The sequence below is a fragment of the Paraburkholderia phytofirmans OLGA172 genome (assembly GCF_001634365.1).
Taxonomy (GTDB): Bacteria; Pseudomonadota; Gammaproteobacteria; order Burkholderiales; family Burkholderiaceae; genus Paraburkholderia.
Genome location: NZ_CP014579.1, coordinates 3,044,937 through 3,059,912, shown reverse-complemented (window position 1 = coordinate 3,059,912; position 14,976 = coordinate 3,044,937). Strand labels below are relative to the sequence as shown.

Genomic DNA, 14,976 nt, shown 5'->3' with positions numbered 1-14,976 from the left:
TCCGTCTTTACAGATAGCTGCAGATGTAGTCGAGCGTTTCGATCACGTCGATATCGAAGCGGCTCTTGCCGGGCACCGAGAACGACTCGCCCGCGCCATACGTCTTCCACTCGTCACTGCTTTCGAGGCGGATGCGGCATTGCCCGGCCTGCACCTCCATGAGTTCCGGCGCGTCGGTGCCGAAGTTGAGCGCGCCGGGCAGGATCACGCCGAGTGTCTTGCGTGTGCCGTCGGCGAAGAGAACGGTATGCGAGACACACTTGCCGTCGAAGTAGACGTTGGCTCGTTTGAGAATGGAAACTTGATCGAATTGCGTTGCGGCCGTCATGGCGGTCTTCCTCTGGGTCATTGTGAATGGATGCGTGGGTGCCGCGTAGCAGCAGCGGGCGGTGCGCGATCTGCGCGGACCGCTGCGTGGACTTTCGGGCGCCCGCCCGCCATGATACAGGCGGGCGGCGGCGCTTGCGCAATGCCCGGTTGACTGAGTCTCTATGGCGTATTCCGGGCGGGAATGACAGCTATTGCCGCATGCTCCCTTCTGTGTCACCTCGACTCGCGCAATCATTCTCTCTCCTAATCCGGATATCCGAGGGACGAAGCGATGAGCAGGCTCTTTACACCCATCTCCGTTGGACCCTTCGAACTGAAGCATCGCGTCGTACTGGCGCCGCTGACGCGCATGCGCACCGAAGCTGGCAATGTACCCGGCGATCTGATGGTCGAGTATTATTCGCAACGCTCGTCCGATGGCGGTTTGCTGATCACTGACGCGACCGCGGTCTCGCCGCTGGGCATTGCGTATGTCGACGCTCCCGGCATCTACACACAGGCGCAGGTCGACGGCTGGAAGCGTGTCACCGACGCGGTGCATGCCAAAGGCGCCCGCATCTTCCTGCAGCTATGGCACGCCGGCCGGCAGGCGCACCCCGCTAACACGAACGGACAGACACCGGTCGCGCCGTCGGCGATACGCGCGTATGAGCATGCTGCGATCCGCGACGAGCGAGGCAATATCGTCGAAGTCGAACAGCTCGTTCCACGAGCGCTGGACACGCGCGAGATCGCGGATATCGTTGAGCAGTTCCGGCAGGGCGCTGCACGTGCGAAAGAAGCCGGTTTCGACGGCGTCGAACTGCATGCGGCGAACGGCTATCTCATCGATCAATTCCTGCTGGATGGCTCGAACCATCGGACGGACGCTTATGGCGGTCCGATTGAGAATCGGGCGCGCTTTCTGTTCGAGGTTGTGGAGGCTGTCGTGTCGGTGTGGGGTGCAGGGCGCGTTGCCGCACGGCTGTCGCCCTGCGGCGCTTATGGGACCATGTCCGACAGCGACCCGCACGCGACCTTCGGCTATGTGGCGAGCCGGCTCAACAACTACACCCTCGCTTACCTGCACGTGATCGAGCCACGCATTCGCGGCAACGAGGACACGGTGGCGAGCGATTCCGCCATCTCGTCGAAAGATCTGGGCCGCCTGTTCACCGGCACTATTGTGGCCGCCGGAGGATTCACCGCTGAAAGCGCGGAGCAGATCCTGCGTACCGGCGATGCCGATCTGGTCGCGTTCGGCCGGATGTTTGTGTCCAATCCGGATCTGCCGGAGCGTTTGCGTACGGGTGCGCCTCTGAATGCCTACGACCGTTCAACATTCTATGGCGGCGATGGACGAGGCTACACTGACTACAGTACGCACCGCGCAGCGGCCACGGCCTGAGTGTGCCTCGTCGCGCGACACACGAATCACGTAGATTCGTTCCAGGAGAGAAAGGAGAGAAGGAAGTGGACCGACTGGCAGCGATGGAAACGTTCGTATGCGTGGTTGAATCCGGTTCTTTCCCCGCTGCTCGATGTAGAGCAGCCGGCCGTTTCAAAGTCGATTGCACAACTCGAAGAGCGGCTCGCAGTCCGATTCAAATGGAAACCTTGCCGATCGAGGCGCCGCCATCGACAAACAGAGTTTGACCTGTAATGAAAGCAGCCTCTTCGGACAGAAGGAAAGCGATGGCCGCAGCAATCTCTTCTGGCTTGCCAATGCGGTTCATCGGTACAGCAGCGAGGTAACGCTGTTCGCCTTCGCTTCCCGGCGCGTTGTTGGCTCTAAAGAGTTCGGTTTCCGTCGGTCCGGGCGCGACGGAATTGACCGTGATGCCGGTGGTCGCAAGCTCAAGTGCCCAGGAGCGTGAAAAGCTCACCAGCGCGGACTTGGCGGCAGCATAAGCGGTACGTTCCACGATGCCAAGGACAGTGAGGCTCGATATGTTGACGATTCGCCCCCAGCCTTGAGTGCGCATATTGGGCAGGAGCGCTTGCGCGGCCTGGACAGCAGGATGCAGATTAAGCGACATGACGGAGTCAAGTGCGTCGAGGTCAATGGCGCCTAGCCTCTGCGGTTTCACCAGCCCAACGTTATTGACCAGGCCATCGAACTGGTAGTCCGATACAAGTTTGTCGAGCGTGGCCTGTGTTTTTACGCGGTCGGACAAATCGACGGACACAAGCGTTCCTGGGAAACCCTCATCGTCTCCCTGGCGTGCTAGCCCTACAACCCGGTGCCCATCTGCATTCAGCCGCTGTGCGACGGCCAGGCCGATGCCTTTGCTGGCACCGGTTACTAGAAAAGTACGTGATTTCATGGTGTCTTGATGTTTTGGATGCAGATCGTCCGCATGCGTTCGCTCCCGACCTTGCAGTGTCGGGAGCGAAGCAGATCCGGTCTACAAAGCCGGAGCAATTTTCCGGCGGAGAACGGGCAACATGTCCAGCGGTTCGGGCCGATGGGTATAGTCCGGATTCACTTCGGAGTACAGAATCGTGCCGTCTTGCCCGACCACGTAACGCGCTGGCATTGGCAGAGTCCAGCTGTGGTCGCCGTTGAACGCCGGCAGGTCGTTCTTGAGGTTCTTGTACAGATCAACGAGATAGTCGGGCAGGGCAAAGCGGATGCCGAACGCTGCCGCAACATCGTTGTGCGTGTCGCTGAGGATCGGAAAGCTCAGTTTGTTGGTGCGGACCGACTTGCGGCTATTCACGGCATTCTGCGGTGAGATGGCGACCAGGTTGGCACCTTCGGCCTTGAACGACGGCACTGCTTCCTCAAGCGCCAGCAGTTCAAGATTGCAATACGGGCACCATACGCCACGATAGAAGCTGATGACGAGCGGCCCGCGCTTCAGCAGCTCAACAGACGACACGGGTTTTCCCTCCGGGTCGTTGAGGGTGAATTGCGGCGCTACGTCGCCCGCTTTGAGTGCGCGTTCAGCCTGGCGAGACGCCACGAGCTCGGCCGTAGCGCGTTCCATGACAGGATGGATTTCCGGCGGCGCAAAGTACGGGGCCTTTCCGCTTTTGAAATCCGCCTTGAATGCGTCGAGTCTCGCTTGAAGTGACATGACAATCTCCTTCTCCAGACAGAGTGATGTGTTGAAGTTGCACTGCGTTGGACAGATAGTCCGCCAACGCAAATGCGTGGAGAAGGCACGCCGGCCACATAACAGTCATTCCGGCAAGGCATAAAGGCGGAAAACCCGCTGCCACGCGATAGCGTGACATCCCGGGTTGCGGCTACAGCCAGCGCCAGATGCCCGCGGCCCAACCGGTGAGTGGGAAATGAGCCCAGGTCGCTACGAGCCAGACGACGAGGCCGCCCAACAGCGCGTGCAAGCCGAACCCGCCCAGCCGCGCGCGGCCGGCGGCGATCGCCGCGAACGGCAGGTAGCTCGTCTTCGACTCCCATGCGGGCCAGAGATCGGGTTGGAGCCGCTCCTTTTTCCGGTCCTGCAAAGCAGCGCCGACGAGCGCGAGGAAGACGATAGCCGCCGCAAGTATGATGTTCCTGGCCACCGGGAACACCGCGACGTGGCACAGCCCCCAAAGCGCGAACGACCACATCATCGGGTGGCGCGTCACCGCGAACGCGCCGCGCGCCGCTTCCGGGAACGCGCCGGGCCGGCCGCCGGTGGGCAGCGCCGGGTTGCGGATCAGAGAGCCCATCAGGAGGATCGACGCGATCAGCATGACGGCGGTCGCAACTGCCCAGAGCCCGTTTCCTACCGGCCATAGCGGCGCCGACAGGGGCGCCTTTAGATAGGTCAGGATCAGCCAGCCGAACGTCAGGAGCGCTACCAGCGAATAGACGCCCAGGAATCCCGTTTCGCCAATTGCGCGGACCAAACGCCGGCGCAGCGGATGGGACAGGAGAAAGTGGCTACCCACGAAGGCGACCGCCGCCGCCGCAACTGCGTTGGTGCTTCCCATTGACCCGGCTCCTCTAGAGGGTTGGTGCATCGCCGCTGTTCCATATCCAGTACCGAAGATTACTACTGACGCGGGTAGATCGGTCAGTTATGCGGGAATCGGCAGCTCGTCGAACGCTATCTGAAACGCTCTGCGGTACATTTATTATTATGTTCGATGTGGGCGCGGCGATTGCTCCGCGGTTGCGAGGCGTCTTCGGCGCAATCAGCAGTGCGATGCCGTGAGTGCTGCGCCTGCCTGGTAAATCGGGCACTCCTGTCATATTCATGAGCAAGGAGCGAGAGCTTGGACGAGCGTGCTCGTAAGGCAGCCAGACCGGCGACGAGAACCGAGCGGACAACGCTTGCGGTAAGAGCGGTATTGGAAGGCCGCCGCGGCGGCGCGCTGATGCTCCTGCCGTTTGCTGGACCGGCTGTGGTGGTCTCTGTTGCCTATATGGATCCGGGCAACTTTGCGACGAACATTCAGGCAGGCGCCAAATACGGTTACGCGTTGCTCTGGGTGGTGCTGTTGGCAAACCTTGTGGCGATGCTGTTTCAGGCGCTCTCGGCGAAGCTCGGCATCGTCACCGGGCGAAACCTCGCGGAACTGTGTCGCGAGCGATTTTCGAAACCCGTCGTGCTGATGATGTGGGGTGTAAGCGAAATCGCCGCGATGGCAACCGATCTCGCCGAATTTCTCGGCGGAGCGATCGGACTGTCGTTACTGTTTCACATGCCCTTGCTCGGCGGCATGGTGGTCACGGCGGTAGTGACTTACGGCCTGCTGTTGTTTGAGAGCGCCGGTTTCCGTCCCCTTGAACTGGCGATTGGGGCACTCGTCGGCATCATTGGTTTGTCCTACCTTGCCGAGCTGTTCATTACGCCGATTGCGTGGCCGAGTGTCTTCGCTCATACGTTTTCCCCCCGATTGCCCGACGCGAACGCGCTCACGATTGCCGTCGGGATTGTGGGCGCGACGGTGATGCCGCACGCGCTTTTCCTGCACTCCGGGCTAACCCAACGGCGAGCACCCGCGAGGACGGAGCCGGAGCGGGCAACGTTGCTGAAATTCTCGAATGTCGAGGTCATAATCGCACTGACCATCGCCGGGCTCATTAATATGGCGATGGTGATCATGGCCGCGGGGGCATTTCATCACGGCTATCCCGAGGTAGCGGAGATCGAAACGGCTTATCACACGCTGGCGCCGCTATTAGGCATTGGAGCAGCAGGGATTTTCCTGCTGTCCCTGATCGCTTCGGGCATATCGAGTTCCGTAGTCGGCACGATGGCGGGTCAGATGATCATGCAAGGGTTCGTGGGCTTTCGCATTCCGCTGTGGTTGCGCCGGGCTGTCACGATGGTGCCGAGTTTTGTCGTGGTGGCGCTTGGGGTCAATGCGACTCAGGCGCTTGTCCTTAGTCAGGTTGTATTGAGCCTCGCGTTGCCGCTGCCGATGGCCGCGTTGCTATGGTTCACCTGCCGTGAGGACGTGATGGGCCCATACAAGAATCGCGCGTTCATCGCCGTGCTCTCCACGCTGGCGGCATTGGTCGTCTTATCGTTCAATGTCGTGCTGATATTGCAAACATTCGGCGTTGAGATTCCTGGCTTGCCAGGCTGAAACATTCGCTAGCGGCGAGCTGACGCGTTCTGCGAGTTCATGTCAGTGTGTGGTTGTCCGCATTGCCCGGTATTCGCGTCGCACGATATCCATCAGCTCCTCGACCGAGGTGCTGGCTGCCTCCCGCTGGTAAGTGACACGTCCGCGCTGCATCAGCATCACACGATGCGCGATATCGAGCGTCTGGGCGTAGTTGTGCATGATCATGACGATCGACAGACCACCTTTATTCTCGAGTCGAAGGATCAGGTCGATGATCAATCCAGCCTCGCGAGCGCCCATCGCGGCGAGGAAACGCTGCTTCGCTCCGTGGATCGTGTGTCTGCCGCGAAGCGCCTGCTGTGCGTTGATGCCTCGCTACGCGACGTGGTGCGTTCATCAAGGCTCGCGACGTCTGCGCTGGAAAATAATGTCACAAGAACGCCTGTTCGCCCAACCGTGTCTGGCAAACAGGTCATGCTGCACCGCGACGGCTTCGTGATGGTGCCGTAAAAATGTCACAAAAAGATTTGTCCACATATTGATCTATTGGACACCTCAGCATTAAGATGGGTGCCTTGGCGCGCGACATGCCACCCGAACGCAAGGTGGAATTCCGCAGCAGCCATCCCCGAATTGATCCTGCTCGCGCAGCGAGGCCAACGGATCAGGTTCCCAGCGAAGCAACAGGCTCAGCCAGGAGACGGAGATGCTCAGTCCACATGAACTCGCTACTCTCATGCTGCTCAAGGATGCACCGGATCTGTTGAGTCTGGACGGTGCAGATCTGGAAGCGCTTCTAGACCGTCAGCTCGTCACGCTTGAAAACCTCGCTTCCGGGCAACAACGCCCTCGCATTACCGATGACGGGCAGATGCTTCTGAAGGCTGCCGCTCGTATCCTGAGCGACGAATGACACGTATCGCTTGATCAGTTTCACACTCAAGGAGTGTTCTGTGGCCGAATCGTGGACAGGAGTCGTCGTGGGTCTGTGTGGGCTGAGCGCCGCCGCGCTGCTGATCGCCGTTCACTATCGGCGCGAAATGATGCGGCAGCGGAAACTCAGGCAGATGGATCATCGCGATTGTTGGGAAGTGATGCGCCAGCGGCGCTGAAGGCAAGCCCTGTTTGATTCAATCGGATCCGCGCGAAGCCGGTCACAAGAAAGCCAGATCATGATCTGGCTAGCCGATGCGGTGCTTGTCGTGCATGCGCCGCTTGCGGTTTTCATCCAGCGTTGGATAAGCCGCCTGCTCTACTACGATTTGCCGGTCTGGGTATTCAAGCTCTTGCACGTCGCTTTCGGTCTGGTGGTGTTGCACGATCGGCGGCGTTCCCTTTGTTTCGAGCATTCAGGAAACTATCGACAGGGTAGGGCGTAAAGATTTCTGCATCCTTGTCGATATACTGCACTGAAGTGCCGCCTCATCGTGTGGCAAGCTCCTCGTTCACCCGTAATCGCACATGTCTTCTGGCTGATACATGCAGTATCGGGCTCGCCAGTTCAAGCGAAGACAGCATTTGATCGAGCCATTGCTAAATACGGCCGAAAACTACGATGCCAGGGAGCGGGGCCGAAATCAGGTGGTCACATGTCCCGGCGATGATTCCGGAGTCCAGTTGACTGCGAGCAACGACTGACAATTGATGGCCGATCTGAAAGCGGGCTGGAAGCAGACACAATCCGGAAGACTATGTTTCGAATCGCGCGTTCCCTTCTGGCAAAACCGGCCCTGTTCATTTTTGCCGGGATTGGCATCACGCTTGCCACCACCGGCGTCACGGCAGTCTCGCTGTACCAAATGAGGCTTGACGCCATGACGCAGGCCCGCGCTGCCGCACAGAACCTTGCACTCTCCTTGCAAAAGGAGACCGAACGTAATCTGGACATCTGCCTACTTGCCATGCGGGATGTCGTGACAAGTATGGAGACCCCCAGTCTTCTCCAACTCACTCCCGAGGCCCGGCACCTCGTCGCTTTCAGCGCGGCCATCAATGTAAGGGAACTGGGCGCGATATTCGCGGCAGATGCTGCTGGCAACAGCACCCTCGACTCCCGAGGAATTCTGCCGCCGAAGTTCAATGTGAGCGACCGCGATTACTTTCAGGTTCAACAACAGCAGATAGGGGCCGGCTTGTATCTCAGCAAGCCATTCGCGCCACGCCTGGGCAACTCTGGGCAACCGTCGATCGCGCTGAGCCTGCGACTTGATGATGCAAATGGCCACTTCGCAGGCATTGTTGCAGGTACGCTCCGGCTAAGCTATTTCCACCAGCTATTCGAAGACTCCATACTCGGCGATCACGGAACCCTTACCCTGTTGCGCACAGACGGGACTGTCCTGATGCGGCAACCGTATCACGGGGGCGATATAGGTCGCACGCTCGCGGGCGGCCATTCTTTTCCCCCGCTTGTGCAATCGGATCACGGCACCTATGTCGACGTTGCCGTGCTCGACCATATCGAGCGCCTATATAGCTTCAGGCGGATTGGGAACTATCCGCTGGTCGTGGTCGTTGGCCTGGCGACTCAGGATATCTACGCCGGGTGGCGTAAGCGGGCGTTTGCCATTGGTATCGTGACTGCCATACTGGATGTGCTTACCATCATGCTGTCGCTGATGTTCAGCGGACAATTGCGTAGAAGATTCGCAATGGAACGTCAGTTGCGGACGCTGGCATGGTTCGATGCCTTGACCGGCCTGCCCAACCGGGCTCAACTCAACAAGGACACGCTCCGAATCCTGACGGACGCCAGCCGGAATTCGTCACAGTTCGCGATACTGTTCATTGATCTGGACCGTTTCAAACGCGTCAACGACACGCAGGGCCATTCTGCCGGTGACGAAGTGTTGAGCGAAATCGCACGGCGTCTCCGGAATTGCGTCCGAGGTGAAGACGCGATCGGTCGACTCGGTGGAGACGAGTTCCTGGCGGTATTGGAAAATTGTGACGTACATAGGGCAGCCCACATATCCGGGCGCATCCTGCAGGCTCTGTACCAGCCTATCACTGTCAATGCAAAGTTTGACACCAGCATCACGCTCAGTGCGAGCATCGGCGTCGCGCTGTATCCACACGACGGGCTGGACACCGATACGCTGCTCCGTAATGCAGACATGGCGATGTACAAGGCGAAGAGCACGGGACGTAACCAGGTGCATTTCTATGCTCCTGTGTATGAGCGTCAGGCCAAAGAACAGCTCGAACTGGAAATCGCGCTGCAGCGAGCCTTGCAAGGAAGAGCCCTGAGCGTCGCCTACCAGCCCAAGGTCGATGTGACGGGAACACTGCATGGAGCCGAAGCCCTGGTTCGGTGGAGCGACGAGAAACTGGGGATCGTCCCGCCAGACCGCTTTATCGCCATCGCGGAAGAAAGCGGCCTGATTGCAGAACTGGATGCCTGGGTGCTGGGCGAGGCTTGCCGTCAACTCGCCGAGTGGCGCGCCGAGGGTATCGAGGTACCAAACATATCAGTGAATGTCTGCGCCGCCGACTTCAAACGACCAGATTATCCAGGCTTTATCGCGGGCACTTTGCGGGCTCATGGTCTGGAGCCTGCAAGCCTTATCCTCGAAATGACCGAGCGAGTCATGTTTGATGAGTCGGCCGATGACGTTCACGCATCGCTCGATGCGATACACGCCCTTGGAATAGCGCTGTCGATAGATGATTTCGGTACGGGCTACTCGTCCTTGCGCTATCTGCACCGGTTCCCCGTCAAGGAACTGAAGATCGACAGAAGCTTTGTGCAGGATATCGGGGCCGATGCAACGGCCGAATCTCTGGCACAAATTGTAATAAACATTGGCAATGTGCTGAAACTGAGCGTCATCGCTGAAGGCGTGGAAACGCAAGCGCAGCGCGACTTTCTGCGTAACCATGGCTGCCTTATGTACCAGGGACATCTATACTCGGAGCCACTGCCACCGGGAGACTTTGCGCTCTGGGTAGAAACGCATCGGCAGCAAACACCGATAAGCGAATCAGGCTAGGCGCTGTTCTCATTTCCATGTGTTTGCGCCGGGCTTCCCGTCCCCGAACAGCGCATCCGTGGAAAACATGGTTACCGGTTTGGATAACAGGTTATTAAGATTCCTTAAGAAATGATCCGTCGATAGGGTGCGGGAGAAATTCCAATAATCAGGCCGATCCGTGGACCGACGGTCAGGCCGATAAACGGAAAGGACGCGGCAGATTGGATGACGATTGCCGCAACCAAGTATCAACAATGGTTGATGGGCGCTTGCGTGGACGCATCGCGAAGGGTCCGGACAGCGCTGGATTGCTGGCATCTTCCGACACGGTTCCCTGAGGACGGGCGATGCCGCGGTCGCGCGACGACAGGCAAACGGGGAGCACGTTTGTAGATCGCTTCGTCATCGAAAGCGCAAGTGAGTGTAAATTCGGGTCTAGTGGTTTCCGACCGACCCGCCACTGTGTCTTCGAATCTCGTCATCGGAGTCGGTCCGACAGTCGTACAGGAGCCGGTATGAGCACGAAGCACAGCAAAAAAGAACATCTTGAAGCCGCGGCGTCACATCACGAGCAGGCCGCGCGATATCACCACGGGGCGTCGCGGCATTTCGAGGCGGGTAAGGACTATGCCCACGCCGCACACCAGGCGATGATAGCCCATGGCCATACCTTGCACGCGATCGATCAGGCACACGTCGCTGGCGCACACAGCGCCAATACGCCGCCGGTCACACCGGCATCGCCCGGCTCCGGCGCAGACAGCGCAAACGCGGCAAAACATCACGCGCTGGCAGCGGAGCTTCACGAGCAGGCGGCGCAGCATATGCGCCACGCCGTCAAGCTCTTCGATCAGGACCGTAGTGCAGCCGCCCACGACGCGCAGCTAGCGCTCGCCCTTGCACTGCGCGCTTTGTCCCATGGCAACGAAGCAGCCAAACTATTTGTCAAGCTCGCTCCCGCCGAAGCTTCGTGAGTGATGCTGTATGAATTCAGACCCGTGACATCGAGTCTGGCCGAGTGTCATGCAGCACCCGGTTGTCGTGCGGATTTACGGTCGTGGGCCGGCCGTAAAGGTCCGCACACGGTGCGCACGGGTGACTCCAGCATCCCACTCGGGACTATGCCTTCCGGTCCAGCAAGTCTGCCGCAATGGACTTCGCGTGCGCGACGGCCTCCTGCGCGTCAAGGAATATCCCGAGTTGTTCCCAATGTTCTTCGACCGCGTAAGTCCCCTTCATACCGAGTGCCCTTTGTACGCGCAATTGCGCTGCGTACCTGCCGTCCTCCAATGGTCGAGCAGTTGCAATCACTTTGTGCGGGAGGTCGGATCTCTCCGGTTGAATCAACTCTACAGGACCGCCCGGCACGCCGACGTCGTTCAACGCGTTCCTCACTTTGCAGTCTGGGCAGTAGAAGCACCACCCCTCGTTCTCGCGAATGGATCTGACCTGGCCGCGGGCCAGCACGGCGCGACATTCAACGTTTTCGCAGATGAACGGCATAGCAGTCTCCGGAGTTGTCTGCGAGAAATCCTAGCATGACCGTCGACGGCAAACCATCGGCATTGTTGCCGTACCTGTTCCGCGCGCTGGAGGCCGAAAGTCACGTCGCTCCGCTTTCCGGGAAAACCTTTAAGCGCGGGTCGGCGCGATCGCGGTACGCGGCCGCAGCGTCGCCATGATCAGATACATGCCGCCGCCGATCACTACGCCGAAGAACCATCCATAGGTATTCCACCAGGCCGGCAGCAGGTTGGTGAAGTTAGGCAGGAAAGTCGAAAACACGCTGCCGAGCGCCGCGGAGACCAGCGCGTTGACGTTCCAGCCGCCTTCGTAGCGGTACTCGCCGTGCTCCTGGTAGAGCGCCGCGATGTTGATGTTGCCCTTGGCCACCAGGTAGTAGTCCACCAGAATGATCCCCAGCAGCGGACCCATCGTGGCGCCGATGGCGTTGACGAAGTGCGCGGCGTTGCCTTCCCACGGCGCGAACGGATAGAGCACCAGCGCGATGGCCGCGGCGATGTAGCCACCCTTCTTGAAACTGATCTGCTTGGGGAACGTGTTGGAGATGTCGAACGCGGCCGAGACAAAATTGGCCACTACGTTGATGCCCAGCGTGGCGACTGCGAAGGTCAGCGCCGCGATGAGTGCCAGCACCCAGCTATCGAACTTGGCCGAGATCTGTTCGGGGTGAAGCAGCACTTCGCCGTACACCTTGAAGGCGGCGATGGTGGTGACGCCGGCGACCAGCGAGAACGCGATCAGGTTGACCGGCAGGCCCCACAGATTGCCCTTCTTCACGGCGTTGCGATTTTTCGCGTAGCGGGAGAAGTCGCAAAAGTTCAGGTATAGCGCCGCGAAGTAGGTGATCCAGGTCGCGCCCACTGCCATCAGCGCCCAGAACGAGCCTGGCTCGCCGCTGACACCGGCATCCCTGGTCTTCTCGAGCAGCGTGTTCATCGGAATGCCACTGGTGAAAGAAAAGCCGCCAGCCTTGAAGCACAGGCCGATCGCCAGGATCAGCATCGCGACCCACACTGCCGGACCGGCCCAGTCCTGGAATTTGCGCACCGTCTCCATGCCCTTCTGGATGATGAGCAACTGCAGCGCCCAGATAATCACGTAGCAGATCACCTCCAGCCCTGAGTGGCCGAGCCACTGCGTGCCCTTGTGGAACGCCATCAGGCTGTCGCTGCGGATCAGCAGCGCGACCAGCGCGCCCGACGCGGCTGCCGTTTGCGCGCCGTACCAGAAGCAGGCCACCACGGCGCGCACCATTGCTGCCAGGTTGGCGCCCCATACCCCGAAGGAGGCGCGCGCCAGCACCGGGTAAGGCACGCCGGTTTTCTCGCCGGCGTAGCCGATCAGGTTCATGAGCGCGAATATCACCAGCGAGCCGAGCCCGATCGCCAGCACGAAGTTGACAAAGCTGCCGCACAGCAGGAACAGGCTGGCGGCGAGGTAGTAGCCCCAGAGGCTGTGCACGTCCGAGGTCCAGACGTTGAAGATGCTGAAGGCTCCCCAGTTGCGCTGCCTGGCGGGTGCGAGATCTTCGTTGTAGAGGCCAGGGGAAGGATCGCGGATTTCCATCTGTCATCTCCTTTGATCTCGTGGAACTAAGGAAACACCGCCGGACACGCCTGGGCGGAGATGCCACCGCGTCTGAAGCCAGCTGGCATGTGAGAACTGTATGTGCTTTGCCGCATCGTTTCGAATGGGTAAACCCTGGTCGGAATGCCTGCGGGCGCAAGCCAACTGCCCATTCCCACGCACGATGGGCGCCATCGCAAGTTCGTCGTGGTCGTCCGCGTGACCGTCCTGCGAAGTCACGCGGTTCATCTAACCTCGACCGAAACAAAACTGCGTGCGTGGTTGCGCTGGATTAGCACGGCTACCTGTCTCCCTGCCTTTGCTTCCAGCGCGGTTACGTCCGCCTGCGTTTCGACCAGCGTGTCATTCAGTGACAGGACGATATCGCCAGGCTGGATGCCAGCTTTTGCCGCCGGCCCATCAACTGTGTCCACCATCAGACCAACGGCCAGGTCGCTCGCGCGCCGCTCGTCCTCATTCAGCGGATGCATGCTCAAGCCCAGGCGATCCCCTGAGCCGCTTTCGCCTGGTCGAGCTTTAGGGCTTTCCGCGGACGCGCCGACCATGACCGTGATGGTCATCGGCCTGTGATTGCGGATCAGCTTGAGCGTGGTCTTCGTCCCGGGCGGCAAAGCAGCCGCATCCTCGCCGAGTTCGGTCGAGCGATCAATCGTCTTGTCGCCGATCCGCATGATCACGTCGCCTGGCTTGAGGCCGCTAGCCGCGGCCGATGTGCCGGGCGCGACGGAATTGACCAGCGCACCTGCCGGCCGCGGCAGGCCAAAGGCCGCGGCCAGGCCGGGGCCGACGTCCTGAACTTCCACGCCAAGGCCGCCGGGAGAGGTCGCTTGCGGGGCTTGCGCCTGCGTTCGCACCTTGGCCGCCATGTTGATCGGGATGGCAAAGGCCAGGCTGGGGTACCGGTCTGAATCCGCGTAAATCTGCACATCGATGCCGACCACTTCGCCAGCACGGTTGAACAGCGGGCCGCCCGAATTGTCCGGGTTGGCGGCGATATCGGTTTGAAAAAAGGGAAAACTGCTCCCGTCCTGGAGCGTGCGAGACGTGGCACTGACAATGCCGGCGGTAACGGTATTCGCGAAGCTGTCCGGTGAGCCGATCGCCAGGACCGATTCACCGACGCGCACTCGCGACGAGTCGCCAAGTTTGACGGTCGGAAGCTTGGTGGCATCGATCTGAATCACGGCGACGTCGCTCTGGGCGTCGACCGCCAGGACCTTTGCCTTGAACTCGCGCCGATCGGTGAGCCTGACCGTCACTTCGTCGGCCTGATCCACCACATGAGCGGTGGTCAGAATGAGGCCGTCGGGGCTGACGATAAAACCGGAGCCCGTACCGGTAATGGCGCGTGCCGAATTGCCTTGAGACGCCAGTGATTTCGGAACCATATGCTTGACGAAGGCAAGAAGGGGATCGTCGGCATCGATTGCCGCGGGAGCGGGTATCGACGATGACTGCTCAGTGGCACTCGCGGTGATATTCACGACGGCGGGCCCGTATCGCTCCACGATGGTCGGGAAGTCGACCGATGCCGACGCGTTGGCTGGTGAAACCCGCTTCTCCTTCACAGGTGGCGGAGCGACGCCCGTGGCGTTCGCCGTCGGGTGCAGGCACGGATAGCCGCAGAGAAATGCCGCTATCAGGGCAGCGCGAAGCAAGGTGCGAGCAAGAGTCGGGTGAAACACAGTTCACCTCCATGGCGGTCGTCATGCCAGAGCCAGGCGCGTGATCAACGGGCCGATCGATACCTGAACGCATCGAATACGCCAGTACGACAATGCGCGATCCTCGCCTACTATGATTTATAGCGGGGAGGACGGGAAATTGCAGGGAGTGCTAATCCTGGGGTGCGCTTGCGGCTGGCACCCCGTCTATGCAATTAGCGGTATGGCAGTTTGTGGTGGGTCGTGGTTCAATGCGGTGCTCGTTGCTGATTTTCGTTCAGTTATGATCCGTCCCGTGCGGCTGAACTTTATGTTGAGCCACTAGCCCGCTCGGAACGCGCTAGTGTAGTTGCCAAGCATATCGGTAAGAGGGCTAACTGAGA

At 60.0% G+C, this 14,976-nt stretch carries 14 protein-coding genes and 1 pseudogene; 6 read left to right on the top strand and 9 right to left on the bottom strand.

All coding sequences use genetic code 11. The features are described 5' to 3' along the window. Positions 1-7: 7 nt before the first annotated feature. A complete protein-coding gene (locus AYM40_RS33585; protein WP_063500252.1) occupies positions 8-328 on the bottom strand; it encodes a pyrimidine/purine nucleoside phosphorylase in 321 nt (106 codons plus the stop codon). A gap of 273 nt (positions 329-601) precedes the next feature. Between AYM40_RS33585 and AYM40_RS33580 the strand changes: the two genes are divergently transcribed. Continuing rightward, complete coding sequence (locus AYM40_RS33580) at positions 602-1,717, top strand: alkene reductase (protein ID WP_063500251.1); 1,116 nt, start codon at positions 602-604, stop codon at positions 1,715-1,717. Positions 1,718-1,913: 196 nt separating this feature from the next. Here AYM40_RS33580 and AYM40_RS33575 read toward each other — a convergent pair whose 3' ends face one another. The 3 genes from AYM40_RS33575 to AYM40_RS33565 all read right to left on the bottom strand — a co-directional run bounded on the left by AYM40_RS33575 (position 1,914) and on the right by AYM40_RS33565 (position 4,257). Beyond that, a complete protein-coding gene (locus AYM40_RS33575; RefSeq protein ID WP_063500250.1) occupies positions 1,914-2,636 on the bottom strand; it encodes an SDR family oxidoreductase in 723 nt (240 codons plus the stop codon). Positions 2,637-2,717: 81 nt separating this feature from the next. Continuing rightward, positions 2,718-3,392 (bottom strand): peroxiredoxin-like family protein, encoded by a 675-nt coding sequence (locus tag AYM40_RS33570; protein WP_063500249.1) that lies wholly within the window; start codon positions 3,390-3,392, stop codon positions 2,718-2,720. A 172-nt stretch (positions 3,393-3,564) separates the two neighbouring features. Further along, entirely contained in the window at positions 3,565-4,257 is a 693-nt protein-coding gene (locus tag AYM40_RS33565; protein ID WP_063500248.1) for an NnrU family protein, read from the bottom strand. A 285-nt stretch (positions 4,258-4,542) separates the two neighbouring features. Here AYM40_RS33565 and AYM40_RS33560 point away from each other — a divergent pair, with 285 nt between their 5' ends. Further along, positions 4,543-5,862, top strand: coding sequence for an Nramp family divalent metal transporter (locus AYM40_RS33560; protein WP_063500247.1), 1,320 nt, complete (start codon positions 4,543-4,545; stop codon positions 5,860-5,862). Between the two features lie 42 nt (positions 5,863-5,904). Here AYM40_RS33560 and AYM40_RS43000 read toward each other — a convergent pair. Then, positions 5,905-6,153 (bottom strand): annotated as a pseudogene (locus AYM40_RS43000) (sugar ABC transporter ATP-binding protein); the annotation flags it as partial. Between the two features lie 397 nt (positions 6,154-6,550). Between AYM40_RS43000 and AYM40_RS33550 the strand changes: the two are divergent. Together AYM40_RS33550 and AYM40_RS42040 are read left to right on the top strand one after the other, a co-directional pair. Beyond that, positions 6,551-6,757, top strand: a complete 207-nt coding sequence (locus AYM40_RS33550) for a hypothetical protein (protein ID WP_063500245.1) — start codon at positions 6,551-6,553, stop codon at positions 6,755-6,757. 40 nt (positions 6,758-6,797) lie between these two features. Then, positions 6,798-6,956, top strand: coding sequence for a hypothetical protein (locus AYM40_RS42040; protein WP_181448448.1), 159 nt, complete (start codon positions 6,798-6,800; stop codon positions 6,954-6,956). Between the two features lie 69 nt (positions 6,957-7,025). On the opposite strand, the gene AYM40_RS41655 is transcribed toward AYM40_RS42040, so the two are convergent. Beyond that, complete coding sequence (locus AYM40_RS41655) at positions 7,026-7,193, bottom strand: hypothetical protein (RefSeq protein ID WP_158515376.1); 168 nt, start codon at positions 7,191-7,193, stop codon at positions 7,026-7,028. A gap of 342 nt (positions 7,194-7,535) precedes the next feature. Between AYM40_RS41655 and AYM40_RS33545 the strand changes: the two genes are divergently transcribed. Together AYM40_RS33545 and AYM40_RS41650 are read left to right on the top strand one after the other, a co-directional pair. Further along, positions 7,536-9,836: a putative bifunctional diguanylate cyclase/phosphodiesterase gene (locus AYM40_RS33545; RefSeq protein WP_063500244.1), complete on the top strand. Its 2,301-nt coding sequence runs from the start codon at positions 7,536-7,538 to the stop codon at positions 9,834-9,836. Positions 9,837-10,333: 497 nt separating this feature from the next. Further along, positions 10,334-10,792, top strand: a complete 459-nt coding sequence (locus AYM40_RS41650) for a hypothetical protein (RefSeq protein WP_063500243.1) — start codon at positions 10,334-10,336, stop codon at positions 10,790-10,792. Positions 10,793-10,937: 145 nt separating this feature from the next. Here AYM40_RS41650 and AYM40_RS33535 read toward each other — a convergent pair whose 3' ends face one another. The 3 genes from AYM40_RS33535 to AYM40_RS33525 form a co-directional block, all read right to left on the bottom strand. Continuing rightward, complete coding sequence (locus tag AYM40_RS33535) at positions 10,938-11,321, bottom strand: hypothetical protein (RefSeq protein WP_063500242.1); 384 nt, start codon at positions 11,319-11,321, stop codon at positions 10,938-10,940. A 129-nt stretch (positions 11,322-11,450) separates the two neighbouring features. Continuing rightward, positions 11,451-12,908, bottom strand: coding sequence for an NCS1 family nucleobase:cation symporter-1 (locus AYM40_RS33530; RefSeq protein WP_063500241.1), 1,458 nt, complete (start codon positions 12,906-12,908; stop codon positions 11,451-11,453). Between the two features lie 245 nt (positions 12,909-13,153). Beyond that, positions 13,154-14,614: a trypsin-like peptidase domain-containing protein gene (locus tag AYM40_RS33525; protein ID WP_063500240.1), complete on the bottom strand. Its 1,461-nt coding sequence runs from the start codon at positions 14,612-14,614 to the stop codon at positions 13,154-13,156. Positions 14,615-14,976: the final 362 nt, after the last annotated feature.